Below are 12,315 nucleotides of genomic sequence, written 5' to 3'. Positions count from 1 at the left end.
AATTTTCCACACCGCTTGCCGCTATGGTCGACCCCAGTCGCCGCGCCTGCGCTCTGTCGAATCGGGCGAACCCGTGCGCAGCACCCGACACACCGCATAGTTGGAGGAGAGATGACCGCCTACCGGACCATTGTCGTCGGCACCGATGGCTCGGACTCGTCGTATGTCGCCGTTGAGAAGGCAGGGGCCCTGGCCGGCGTTTCCGTCGCGACCCTGGTCGTGGCCTGCGCGTACTACCCGACCGACGACCGCGACGTCGCTGCCGCGGCCGACGTGCTCAAGGAGGAGGCCTACCAGGTACGCGGTTCCGCGCCGACCACCGAGATCTTGCGTATCGCGCGGGAGAAGGCGATCGCGGCGGGTGCGGTCGACATCGTCGAGCGCGCCATTGTCGGCGAGCCGGTGGAATCGCTGCTGTCGCTGGTCGAGGAGGTCGACGCGGACCTGCTGGTCGTCGGTAACCGGGGCCTGAACACCCTGGCCGGACGGCTGCTCGGCTCGGTGCCCTCCGACGTGGCGCGCAAGTCCCGCTCCGACGTCCTGATCGTGCACACGGTGCGCTGAGTCCGGCGCGGTAGCAAGGCCGCGTGCCATAGTAATGGCGATGCGGCACAAGACTTTTCGTCGTTCCGATGTGTTCGCGATTCAGCGCAGCCGGCGCAGAACGCCGGGTAGATCCGCACTGTGCACGACGCCGAGTCGCTGGGTGGCGCGGGTCAGCGCGACGTACAGATCGTTGAGCCCACGTGGCGATTCGGCCAGGATGTCCTGCGGTTCCACCAGGTAGACCGCGTCGAACTCCAGGCCCTTCACCTCGTGCACGGTCAGCACCCGCACCGCATCCCCTGCGAGGTCGGCCAGCCGTGCCGCCAGCGGCTGCGGCGCGATCACCGCCGTGGTCCCCGGCCCCGTCTCGGTGCCGACCAGCCGCGCCACCTCCGCGCGCACATCGTCCGGCGCGACCCGGTACGCGCGCGGCGCCACGCCGGTCTCGCGGACCGAGCGCGGCGCGGTCGCCGCCGGATCGATGGTGGCGAGGACGTCGGCGGCCACGTCCATGATCTCCGCGGGGGTGCGGTAGTTGACGGTGAGCTCGGTGAGCTTCCATCGGGCGGCGACATACGGCTCGAGCATCCGCTGCCACGAGGAGGTGCCCGCCGGGTCGCCGGTCTGCGCGACGTCGCCGACCACGGTGACCCACCGGTTCGGGATCCGTCGCATCACCATGCGCCAGGCCATCTCCGATAGTTCCTGCGCCTCGTCCACGATCACGTGGCCGTAGGTCCAGGTGCGATCGCCCGCGGCGCGCTCCGCGGTCGTCTGACGGGCGCGGAAGTCCTGGCGCTCGGCCAGCTGGCTCGCGTCGATCAGGTCGTAGGCCATCAGGATCTCGGGATCGAGGTCGTCCTCCAGATCCTGGGGCGCGGAGCCGGTGAGGATGTCCAGTGCGTCCTGCGCTTCGGCGATCCGGGCGCGCCAGCGGCGGCGGGCGCGTTCGCGTTCCTCGGTGTCGTCCACGCCGAGCAGTTCGGCCAGTTCGTCCAGCAGCGGCGCGTCCCCGGGGCTGAATCGCCCGTCGTCCGGCCGCAGCAGTTCGGCGCGGTCGGCCGGGTCCAGCGACCTCGCGGCCCGGTCCAGCCGCTTCGGGTCGGCGAGCAGGTCGGCCAGGACCTCCTGCGGGGACAGGATCGGCCACAGTGTCGCGATCGCCGCCTGGATCTGTGGGTCGGCGCGCATTTCGTCGCGGATCTCGGTGAGATCGGCCGAGCTGAGCAGACTGGGCCCACCGGAGAGGTCGGCGCCCATGGTGGTGGCGAGTTGATCGGTCAGCGCGTCGATCACCGCGGCGGCGAAGATCGGCCGGGCCAGGTTGTGCGGGCGGCGCGAGGAGCGGGCGCGTCCGCGGGCCTTGGTGGCGATTTTGCGATCCAGCGCGACCGGATAGCCGTCGAAGCTCAGCCGGATCGGCTCGGCGGGCACCTGCTGACGATCGCGCACCGCCTGCTTGAGCACCTCGAGTATCGTCAGCGATCCCTTGATCTCGCCGGCGCGCAACGAGTCCTCGCGGGCGGCCCGGACGCCGGGGTACAGATCGCCGATGGTGGACAGCAGCACGCCGGTCTCGCCGAGTGACGGCAGCACCTGCCCGATGTAGTCGAGGAAGGTGGCGTTCGGCCCGATGATCAGCACGCCGCTCTTGGCCAGTTGCCGGCGGTGAGTGTAGAGCAGATACGCCGCCCGGTGCAGCGCGACGGCGGTCTTGCCGGTGCCCGGGCCGCCCTGCACCACGAGCACGCTCTTGTGCTCGGAGCGGATGATCGCGTCCTGCTCGTGCTGGATGGTCTCGACGATGTCGTTCATGTGACCGGTGCGCGCGGCGTTGAGCGCGGACAGCAGCGCGCTCTCGCTGCCGACGCCGCCGCCGGCGTCGGTGACGCCCGCCCGGCGCGCGGCCTCCAGATCGAGGTACTCGTCGTTGATCGCGGTCACCTTGCGGTTGCGCGAGCGAATGTGCCTGCGCCTGGTCACACCGTCCGGCGCCGCGGTGGTGGCCAGGTAGAACGGCCGCGCCAGCGGGGCCCGCCAGTCCAGCAGCAGGCTCTCGTAGTCGTCTTTCTCGTCGAGGATGCCCAACCTGCCGATGTAGCGATACTCGTCCTGCTCACCGTCCAGATCGATGCGTCCGAAACACAGGCCGTGCTCGGCGGCATCGTATTTCGCCAGGTCCTCGGAGTAGAGCTGGGTGAACGACTCCCGTTCGCTGCGGGCCTGCGGGGTACCGCCGGTCTCCAGCAGCACGGTGCGCAGCCGGTTGCGCGCGTAGTCGCGCATTTCGTCGAGCCGCTCGTACAGCACCGACAGGTAGGCCTGCTCCTGATCGGTTTCGCGGGTCCGCTCGGGCGTGCCGTCATGGGCGGCACGGTCCTGAGTGAGGTCGGGCAAACTGAACTCCTTGTCACCGCGAACAGGCGCGCGCACGCCGCCGAGGTCGGGCAGGTGCGCGCACGGAAAGCAGAGTTGTCGAGTCTACTGGGGTTGCGACGGACTCGCCGTAACCGCAGGTGAGGCCCCCGGTGCCGGGACGGAGGCGAGGTCGGCGGGCGGTGCGAGCTGCACCGGCGTGAAGTGCTCGACCACCGGGAACGGGTCGTAGAAGTGGTGTAGCAGGTCCTTCCAGCGCTGGTACTCCGGCGAGCCGCGGAATCCGGCGACGTGATCCTCGAGCCGGTCCCATACCACCCGCAGCAGGTAGCTGCCCGGCGACTCGACCCCGCGGGACAGCGACAGCGACCGGAAGCCCGGCATGCCTTCGATGATCGGCCGTGCCACGGCGAATGCGGCTTCGAAATCGGCGGCCAGTTCGGGGCGAACCGGCAGCAGTGCGTGTTCGATGATCATGGCGAACTCGTCAGGACGCGTGGGTGCTGTTGGGCCTGCGGCCCTTGGTGACGGTGACTTCTCGCCGTCCGGGCGGCTTCGCACGGTACATCGCCAGGTCCGCGTCGTGCAGCACCGCCTCCGGGCTGCGCCGGTCGCCCACCCCGAGTTCGGTGACGCCGATCGAGGCGTTCACCTCGATCCGGTGCCCGCGTGCGATGATCGGCTCGGCCATGGTGGAGCGCAGTCGGTTCACCAGTGCCGCGATGTCGACGCGGCGGGTGCGGCCGGACAGCAGGACCAGGAACTCGTCGCCACCGAGCCTGCCGACGATGTCGTCGCCGCGCAGCGCGCGCTGCAAGCGCTGGGCGACGATCTGCAGCACGGTATCGCCGATCGCGTGCCCGAGTGTGTCGTTGATCGCCTTGAACCCGTCCAGGTCGATGAACAGCACGGTGGATACCGGCAGCAGTTCCTCGGTACTGGCCAGCGCGGCGGCCAGCTGGGACAGGATCAGCGAGCGGTTGGCCAGCCCGGTGAGCGAGTCGTGCGTGGCTTGGTACTCCAATTGTCTTCTGCTGGCGCGGAATTCGGTGATGTCGGCGAAGGAGGACACCGCCGACGAGCCCGGGTCGCCGGGATTGAGCAGGCGGCTGCTGCCCGACAGCCAGCGCCGCTGGCCGTCCACCCGGTCGACGCCGAAGACATAGCCGGTGATGGTCTCGCCCGTGGCCAGCGTGCGCGCCACCGGATGGCGGCTCGGCGGCAGCGGCTGGGCATTCACGTCCAGCAGCACCAGCGGCAGCGACTGGATGGTGCGCCCGATGACCATGCCGTCGGGTCCCTCGGTACCGAAAATCCGCTTGGCGGCCGGGTTCATCGACTCGATCCGGCCCTCCGGAGCGATCACCACGACGCCCTCCTCCAACTGGGACACGACGGTGGTGAAGTAGTGCTCGGCCTTGCGCTGTGCGGCCTCGGCGTGCCGCTGGGCGGTGAGGTCGTGGATGACCACCTGGTAGGCGAGGTGGTCGTGCCAGGCGGTCAGCACCGACACCGTCTCCACCGGGACGGTGCCGCCGTCGACCCGCATCAGGGTCATCTCGGTGGGGATCGAGGCCGCGCCCGCGGTGCTGAGGGTGCTGATGCGGTCGAGCATCGCCGGGATCGAGGCGGGATGGACGAAATCGGTGAGCGGACGGCCGATGATCTCCTCGGCGTCCTCCGCGGCGAGCAGCCGGACGGTGGCCGGGTTGACGTAGACCACCCGGCCGCGTTCGTGCACGCAGATCCCGTCCGGAGTGTGCTCGACCAGAGAGCGGTAGCGCGCGGCCAGCTGTTCGGCGGCGTCGACCGCGGCGGCCAGCTCGTCGTCACCCACTCGAACCCCCGATCATCGACCCCATTATGGCCATTGGAACACGGGATTATTCTGGTATCGACGTGGACAAGATCACATCGTCCACGCTATGGCTTCGATCACAGTAACGGCACGTTCTCGGGCCGGATCCGGTGATCATGGCAGAGACCGGTTTCTGGGTCGAGGCGGGGCGGACGGTTGGTCCCGCCCAGTGAGCCGGTGAAGGAGCGATACATGCCGGGCGCCGACCAGAACACCGCCACGCGGTTCCGCACCGATTCGCGGCGGCCTCGAGACCATATGGCCATCGCCGGGATCGGCGCGATCACCGGATACGGATGGGGACGTGAACGGCTGTGGGACGGCTTGCTCAGCGGCAAGTCGGCGGCGTCCCTGCAACCGGGCTACGGGCCCGGCCGCGCCGACGACGCGTGGGTCGCGCTGGTCCCCGACGCCGGGGACCCCGAGGTCAGCACGAGCCGGTACGGGCGAGCCGTGCACGAGGCGGCGCGGGAGGCCGTCGCGGACGCCGGCGACCGGGGCTGGCGGCCCGGCCGCACCGTCGGCCTGCTGCACGCCATCGTGCTCGGGGACGTGGTGAACTGGCGCGACTTCTACCTCGTCGACGGGGGCCGCCGCCGGTCCAGGGACTATCTGCGGCTGCTGCCGTCCACGCCGGTCTCGATGCTGATGCAGGAGTTCGGCTTTCACGGCCCGGCGATGAACATCTCCGCCGCGTGCAGTTCCGCCAACGTCGCGCTCGTCACCGCGAAGCTCTGGCTGGACGCCGGTATGGCCGACGACGTGGTTGTCGTGGCGACCGATCTGTCGGCCACCCCGGACATGGTGGAGAGTTTCGTGCGGCTCGGCGCCGCGGTCACCGACGCCGAACCCCTGGACGCGTGCAGGCCCTTCCAGGAGGGTAGCCGCGGGTTCAGCATGGGTGAGGCCTCGGTGGCGTTCGTGCTGACCCGTTCGGTGGATCGGCCCTACGCCGCCGTGCTCGGCGGCGCTATGTCTAACGACGCCTATCACGTGGTCTCGGTCGACCCGACGCACGAGCAGATTCTCGACTGCACTCGCCGCGCGCTCGCCGCCGCGGAGGTCACCGCTGCCGACGTGCGTTATTTCAACGCGCACGGCACCGGAACCCGGCAGTGCGACATGGCCGAACACCATCTGCTCGAGCAGCTGTTCGCCGACCGCCCGCACATCTACGCGCTGAAGCCGCTGGCGGGGCACTGCCAGGGCGCGGCCGCCGCCGTCGAGGTCGCGGTCGCCGCCCTCGGCTACGAGCGCGGCATCGTGCCCGCGGCCCCGATCGTCGCTGCCGCGCATCCACGGCTGCTGGACGGCCCCGCGCCGTTCGAGGGCGGCATCACCGTGAAGCTCTCCCTCGGCATGGGTGGCAACAACTCGGCCGTGGTGCTCGGCGACGCGTGACCGCCATGGCGCAACGACGGAGGCCGGTGGGTGCGGGCCGCGCGCCCGTCGGCCCCGGTGACCGATCACTTGTCCGCTGCGTCGGGCCTGCCCGCGGTAACGGCGGCGACCAGCGGAATGCCGAATCGTGTCGCGCTGTTGACCTGTGGTGCCGGGCGGGCGATGCTACGGAGGCGTCCTGGCCTGTTTTCCCGGCTCATCCGTAACGTCCGGCCGCCGGGTTCCCGCCATTCGTCCAGGTGACGGGCGGTCCGCGAAACTTGTCGGTGCCCATGCCTAGCATGGCGGGCGGGGGTATGTCTGGACGCCGAACACGAAGGAGAAGGGACGGCCTGTGGCGGAATGCCTCATTGTGCGCGGAGCTCGGGAACACAACCTCAAAGGTGTCGATCTCGACCTGCCCCGCGACAGCCTGATCGTGTTCACCGGCCTGTCCGGCTCCGGCAAGTCGAGCCTGGCTTTCGACACGATCTTCGCGGAGGGCCAGCGGCGCTATGTCGAGTCGCTGTCGGCGTACGCACGGCAGTTCCTCGGTCAGATGGACAAGCCCGACGTCGACTTCATCGAAGGTCTCTCGCCCGCGGTGTCCATCGACCAGAAGTCGACCAACCGCAATCCGCGCTCGACCGTGGGCACCATCACCGAGGTCTACGACTATCTGCGGCTGCTCTACGCGCGAGCGGGCACTCCGCACTGCCCCGTATGCGGCGAGCTGATCGCCAAGCAGACCCCGCAGCAGATCGTCGATCAGGTGCTGGCGATGGACGAGGGGATCCGCTTCCAGGTGCTCGCGCCGGTGGTGCGCACCCGCAAGGGCGAGTTCGTCGACCTGTTCGACCAGCTCAACACCCAGGGTTACTCCCGCGTGCGGGTGGACGGCGTGGTGTATCCGCTCACCGATCCGCCGAAGCTGAAGAAGCAGGAGAAGCACGACGTCGAGGTCGTCGTCGACCGGCTGGCGGTCAAGCCGGGTTCCAAGCAGCGCCTGACCGATTCGATCGAGACCGCGCTGCGCCTGGCCGACGGCATCGTGGTGCTCGACTTCGTCGATCGCGACGAGCACGCGCACGACCGGGAGCGCCGCTTCTCCGAGCGCCTCGCTTGCCCGAACGGCCATCCACTCGACATCGAGGACCTGGAGCCGCGCTCGTTCTCGTTCAACTCGCCCTACGGCGCCTGCCCGGACTGCACCGGCCTCGGCATCCGCAAGGAGGTCGACCCGGAGCTGGTGGTGCCCGATCCGGCGCTGAGCCTGAACGAAGGTGCCATCGCGCCGTGGTCGCGCGGCCAGACCGCCGAGTACTTCACCAGGCTGCTGTCCGGCCTCGCCGATTCCATCGGCTTCTCCATGGACACCCCGTGGCGGGATCTGCCGCCGAAGGCGCGCAAGGCCGTGCTGGAGGGCAGCGCCGACCAGGTGCACGTCTCCTACACCAACCGCTACGGCCGCAAACGCTCGTATTACGCGGACTTCGAGGGCGTGATGCCGTTCCTGCAGCGGCGCCTGGAGAACACCGAGTCCGAGCAGATGAAAGAGCACTACGACGGGTACATGCGGGACATCCCGTGCCCGGTCTGCAAAGGCGCCCGGCTGCGCCCGGAGATCCTCGCCGTCACCATCGCCGCCAACGGCGACAAGAAGTCCATCGCCGACGTCAGTGACCTGTCCATCGGCGAGTGCTCGGCGTTCCTGAATTCGCTCACCCTGGGAGAGCGCGAGGCGGCGATCGCCGGGCACGTGCTGAACGAGGTGCAGGCGCGGCTGGGCTTCCTGCTCGATGTCGGCCTGGAGTACCTCTCGCTGTCCCGCGCGGCCGCCACCCTCTCCGGCGGTGAGGCGCAGCGGATCCGGCTCGCCACCCAGATCGGCTCCGGCCTGGTCGGTGTGCTCTACGTGCTCGACGAGCCGTCCATCGGCCTGCACCAGCGGGACAACCGCAGACTCATCGAAACCCTGACGCGGTTGCGCGATCTGGGAAACACGCTGATCGTGGTCGAGCACGACGAGGACACCATCCGCGCCTCGGACTGGGTGGTCGACATCGGCCCGCTGGCCGGCGAGCACGGCGGCACAGTGGTGCACAGCGGGCCTTACGAAGAATTGCTCACCGATCCGAACTCGCTCACCGGAGCGTATCTGTCGGGCCGGGAGCGTATCGAGGTGCCGTTGGTGCGTCGCCCGGTCACCAAGCAGCGGCAGCTCACCGTCGTCGGGGCGAGCGAGCACAACCTCGGGGGCATCGATGTCGCGTTCCCGCTCGGCGTGCTCACCTCGGTGACCGGTGTCTCCGGGTCGGGCAAGTCGACCTTGGTGAACGACATCCTGGCGACGGTGCTGGCGAATCGGCTCAACGGTGCGCGGCAGGTGCCCGGCAGGCACACCCGGGTCAACGGGCTCGATCACCTGGACAAACTGGTGCAGGTGGACCAGTCGCCGATCGGCCGGACGCCGCGGTCCAACCCGGCCACCTACACCGGCGTCTTCGACAAGATCCGCACACTGTTCGCGGCCACCACCGAGGCGAAGGTGCGCGGTTACCAGCCCGGCCGGTTCTCGTTCAACGTCAAGGGCGGTCGCTGTGAGGCCTGCTCCGGCGACGGCACGCTGAAGATCGAGATGAACTTCCTGCCGGATGTCTACGTCCCCTGCGAGGTCTGCCACGGCGCCCGCTACAACCGGGAAACCCTCGAGGTGCACTACAAGGGCAAAACCATCGCCGAGGTGCTGGACATGTCCATCGAGGAGGCCGCCGAGTTCTTCGAACCGGTCACCTCGATCCACCGCTACCTCAAGACCCTGGTGGACGTCGGGCTGGGCTACGTGCGCCTCGGCCAGAGCGCTCCGACCCTCTCCGGTGGTGAGGCCCAGCGGGTGAAGCTCGCCGCCGAGTTGCAGAAGCGGTCCACCGGCCGCACGGTGTACATCCTCGACGAGCCGACCACGGGCCTGCACTTCGAGGACATCCGCAAACTGCTCAACGTCATCAACGGCCTGGTGGACAAGGGCAACACGGTGATCGTCATCGAGCACAACCTGGACGTCATCAAGACCTCCGACTGGGTGATCGACATGGGGCCCGAAGGTGGCTCCGGCGGCGGCACCGTGGTGGCGGCGGGCACGCCGGAGCAGGTCGCGGCGGTAGCGCACAGCTATACCGGCCAGTTCCTCAAGGAAGTGCTGGACCAGCCGCCCACGCCGCAGAGCGCCGCGAAGAAGGCCCCGGCGAAGAAGACCGCGGCCAAGGCCACCAAGCGCCCTGCGAAGAAGGCCGCGGCGGTCGGCTGACGCTGTTGCGGAGCGGCGCGATCCGGGTGTGCCGGGCCGCGCCGCTCTGTGTTCAGCGGTTGGCGATGGTGTGGACCAGTTCGGCGAGTTCCTTCGGCGTGGACCACATCGAACGACGCGCGCACGTGGCGGCGGGTCTGCCTGCGCGACTCCGCCACCGGCTGGTCAATGGTCCAGCGCGGGGGTGCCCGGCGTCGTCGCCGACCGCGCGGCCCGGGAGCCGGTCGAGGTCAGTACACCGGGCCGGTGTACTTCTCGCCGGGGCCCTTGCCGGGCTCGTCGGGATGCGCGGAGGATTCGCGGAAGGCGCGTTGCAGCGACTGCAACCCCTCGCGCATCGGTCCCGCATGCGGTCCCAGGTACTCCACCGAGGCCGTAACGAGTCCGGCCAGTGCCGTGATCACGCGGCGCGCCTCGTCCAAGTCGCGGCGCGGGCTGGTGTCGGGGTCCTCGTCGGCGAGCCCGAGCTTCTCCGCCGCCGAACTCATCAGCATCACGGCGGCGCGGCTGATCACCTCGACCGCGGGGATGTCGGCCAGTTCGCGTACGGAGGCGTCGAGCTCGTCAGTCATGCCTTCAGGCTAGCGACGCCGCGCGGAGCATCCGGAGGTGGCCGATCTCCGCGATGTTCTTCATCAGCTCCGCGTTCACCCAGCCCGCCAGATGCGCGATGGTCAGCCCCGCGTCGGCGGGCCACGGATAGGCGGAGGGCCGGTCCAACTCGGCCTCGTCGAGTACCCGCTCCCACTCGATGCGCAGTTCGCGGAGGCAGGCGACGGCCGCGGCGCCGTCACCGGGCCAGTGCACGTCCTCCCGCGCGGGCGGGGTGACACCCTCGACATGGTCGATGGCGGTACCCCACCACCAGCCGATGTGCCAGGTCAGCCAGCCGATCGTCGGGACGGGGACCGGGTCGGGCTCCGCGTCGGCCCAGTCCGGCCGCCATACACCGTCGGCGTCGGGGCGTACTGTCCAGGTGAGATCGGCGGGTTCCCAGAGGAAATCCTCCGATGTCAGCGCGTCGAGGTGGATCCCGGCGAGCGACCAGGTCAGGTCGAACTGCCATCGCAGCAGGTCGCGGCGTGGTGTGAGCACCGGGCGAGCGTGGCACGCCTCTGGTGGCCGGGCAAGGTATTTTCGACCCGATTCGGCGATAGCCGAACGGAATGTTAGACTTTCCGCTGACGACCGCCCCGGGGCCACCCCGGGGCTGATAAGTGGAGCCCGACTCCCACCGTTGCCGACGAGTGATCGTACGGTCCAGCGGTCCGGTCACCCGCCCTCGAGGCGGGTTTCTCGTGCTGTGGTTCTCCTGGAGAACCCGCCGCGCGAGAGTCGACTCGAGTTCGCTCGCGGTCGGCGATCGGTCGACATCGGGCCCCGTGCGCGGAATACCGCACCGGGGCCTTCGTGTTGAACAGGGGTTGCAGTTATTGCGCGCGGTCGTCCGACGACACCGCTTGACCTAGGAGGCCCCATCAGCACTGAGACCCGCATCAACGATCGCATCCGTGTTCCCGAGGTCCGGCTCATCGGACCTGGCGGCGAGCAGGTTGGGATCGTGCGTGTTGAAGATGCACTACGCGTCGCCCTCGAAGCCGACCTCGATCTGGTCGAGGTGGCACCGGATGCCCGTCCGCCGGTCTGCAAGATCATGGACTACGGCAAGTTCAAGTACGAGACGGCGCAGAAGGCGCGCGAGTCTCGGAAGAACCAGCAGCAGACGGTGATCAAGGAGCAGAAGCTCCGCCCGAAGATCGACGACCACGATTACGAGACCAAGAAGCGCAACGTCGTGCGCTTCCTCGAGGCCGGGTCCAAGGTCAAGGTGACGATCATGTTCCGCGGACGCGAGCAGTCCCGTCCCGAACTCGGTTTCCGGCTGCTGCAGCGGCTGGCGTCCGACGTCGCCGAGCTCGGTTTCGTGGAAACCTCGGCCAAGCAGGACGGTCGCAACATGACCATGGTCCTCGCCCCGCACAAGGGCGCGAAGACCCGGGTGAAGGCGCAGCAGGAGTCGGCCCCGCGCCCGGCGCCCAGCGCCGCCCCGGCCGGTCAGCCCGCCGCGGAGCAGGCCGAGACGGCCGGCCCGCAGTAACACCGATCAGAACACCGGCGGTCCGCCCCGACCGCCGGGACGACAGATAGAGGAATCCATGCCGAAAATGAAGACGCACAGCGGCGCCTCGAAGCGATTCAAGGTGACCGGCAAAGGCAAGCTGCTGCGCCAGCAGGCGAACCGTCGCCACCTGTTCGAGCACAAGCCCTCCCGCCGTACTCGTCGTCTGGACGGCGTGGAAGTCGTCGCCTCCGCCGACGTCCGTCGCGTGAAGAAGCTGCTCGGTCTCTGATCGCGTTATCGCGCAGACCGGCACGCACCCGCGACCGGAGTACCTCCGTCGCCACCCCCGACCCATTTCCGGGCGCCGCCCCGCGCCCCCAGATCGAACAGGACTGACCAGTGGCACGCGTCAAAAGGGCTGTCAACGCTCAGAAGAAGCGCCGTTCCATCCTCGAGGCCTCCAAGGGCTACCGCGGCCAGCGCTCGCGGCTGTACCGCAAGGCCAAGGAGCAGCAGCTGCACTCGCTCACCTACGCCTACCGCGACCGCCGGGCGCGCAAGGGTGACTTCCGCAAGCTGTGGATCGCGCGCATCAACGCCGCCGCGCGGATCAACGACATCACCTACAACCGCTTCATCCAGGGCCTGAAGGCCGCCGGTGTGGAGGTGGACCGCAAGATCCTCGCCGAGCTCGCGGTGTCGGACGCCGAGGCGTTCGCCGGTCTCGTCGCGGTCGCCAAGGCCGCCCTGCCGCAGGACGTCAACGCCCCGGCCGCTTGAGTCGCG

General features: G+C 69.1%; 10 protein-coding genes and 1 pseudogene. 6 read left to right on the top strand and 5 right to left on the bottom strand.

All coding sequences use genetic code 11. The annotated features are described in order from the left end of the window. Window positions 1–111: 111 nt before the first annotated feature. Entirely contained in the window at window positions 112–564 is a 453-nt protein-coding gene (locus ACT89H_RS13720) for a universal stress protein (protein ID WP_445108971.1), read from the top strand. Between the two features lie 81 nt (window positions 565–645). Here the strand turns inward: ACT89H_RS13720 and ACT89H_RS13715 are convergent, their stop codons facing one another. The 3 genes and pseudogenes from ACT89H_RS13715 to ACT89H_RS13705 form a co-directional block, all read right to left on the bottom strand. Beyond that, window positions 646–2,943 (bottom strand): HelD family protein, encoded by a 2,298-nt coding sequence (locus ACT89H_RS13715; protein ID WP_445108970.1) that lies wholly within the window; start codon window positions 2,941–2,943, stop codon window positions 646–648. Window positions 2,944–3,111: 168 nt separating this feature from the next. Further along, window positions 3,112–3,399, bottom strand: a pseudogene (locus ACT89H_RS13710) (antibiotic biosynthesis monooxygenase family protein); the annotation flags it as partial. A gap of 10 nt (window positions 3,400–3,409) precedes the next feature. After that, window positions 3,410–4,759: a diguanylate cyclase domain-containing protein gene (locus ACT89H_RS13705; protein ID WP_445108969.1), complete on the bottom strand. Its 1,350-nt coding sequence runs from the start codon at window positions 4,757–4,759 to the stop codon at window positions 3,410–3,412. Window positions 4,760–5,038: 279 nt separating this feature from the next. Here ACT89H_RS13705 and ACT89H_RS13700 point away from each other — a divergent pair, with 279 nt between their 5' ends. Next, a complete protein-coding gene (locus ACT89H_RS13700; protein ID WP_445109323.1) occupies window positions 5,039–6,181 on the top strand; it encodes a beta-ketoacyl synthase N-terminal-like domain-containing protein in 1,143 nt (380 codons plus the stop codon). A gap of 334 nt (window positions 6,182–6,515) precedes the next feature. Continuing rightward, complete coding sequence (uvrA, locus tag ACT89H_RS13695; protein ID WP_445108968.1) at window positions 6,516–9,467, top strand: excinuclease ABC subunit UvrA; 2,952 nt, start codon at window positions 6,516–6,518, stop codon at window positions 9,465–9,467. A gap of 230 nt (window positions 9,468–9,697) precedes the next feature. Here uvrA and ACT89H_RS13690 read toward each other — a convergent pair whose 3' ends face one another. Continuing rightward, the gene (locus ACT89H_RS13690; protein ID WP_397078091.1) at window positions 9,698–10,039 is read right to left on the bottom strand and encodes a DUF1844 domain-containing protein; all 342 of its coding nucleotides are present in this window, start codon (window positions 10,037–10,039) and stop codon (window positions 9,698–9,700) included. A 4-nt stretch (window positions 10,040–10,043) separates the two neighbouring features. Continuing rightward, a complete protein-coding gene (locus ACT89H_RS13685; protein ID WP_445108967.1) occupies window positions 10,044–10,562 on the bottom strand; it encodes a DinB family protein in 519 nt (172 codons plus the stop codon). Window positions 10,563–10,899: 337 nt separating this feature from the next. Here ACT89H_RS13685 and infC point away from each other — a divergent pair, with 337 nt between their 5' ends. From infC to rplT, 3 genes are all read left to right on the top strand, one after another. Then, entirely contained in the window at window positions 10,900–11,565 is a 666-nt protein-coding gene (gene infC, locus ACT89H_RS13680) for a translation initiation factor IF-3 (RefSeq protein WP_083863358.1), read from the top strand. Window positions 11,566–11,623: 58 nt separating this feature from the next. Continuing rightward, window positions 11,624–11,818, top strand: coding sequence for a 50S ribosomal protein L35 (gene rpmI / locus ACT89H_RS13675; RefSeq protein WP_355078204.1), 195 nt, complete (start codon window positions 11,624–11,626; stop codon window positions 11,816–11,818). Between the two features lie 110 nt (window positions 11,819–11,928). Further along, on the top strand, window positions 11,929–12,309 hold the full coding sequence (gene rplT, locus ACT89H_RS13670; RefSeq protein ID WP_039797323.1) for a 50S ribosomal protein L20: 381 nt from the start codon (window positions 11,929–11,931) through the stop codon (window positions 12,307–12,309). Window positions 12,310–12,315: the final 6 nt, after the last annotated feature.

The sequence above is a fragment of the Nocardia aegles genome (assembly GCF_052545135.1).
The sequence above is the reverse complement of the archived record's forward strand: the minus strand, read 5'-3'. Positions and strand labels throughout refer to the sequence as shown.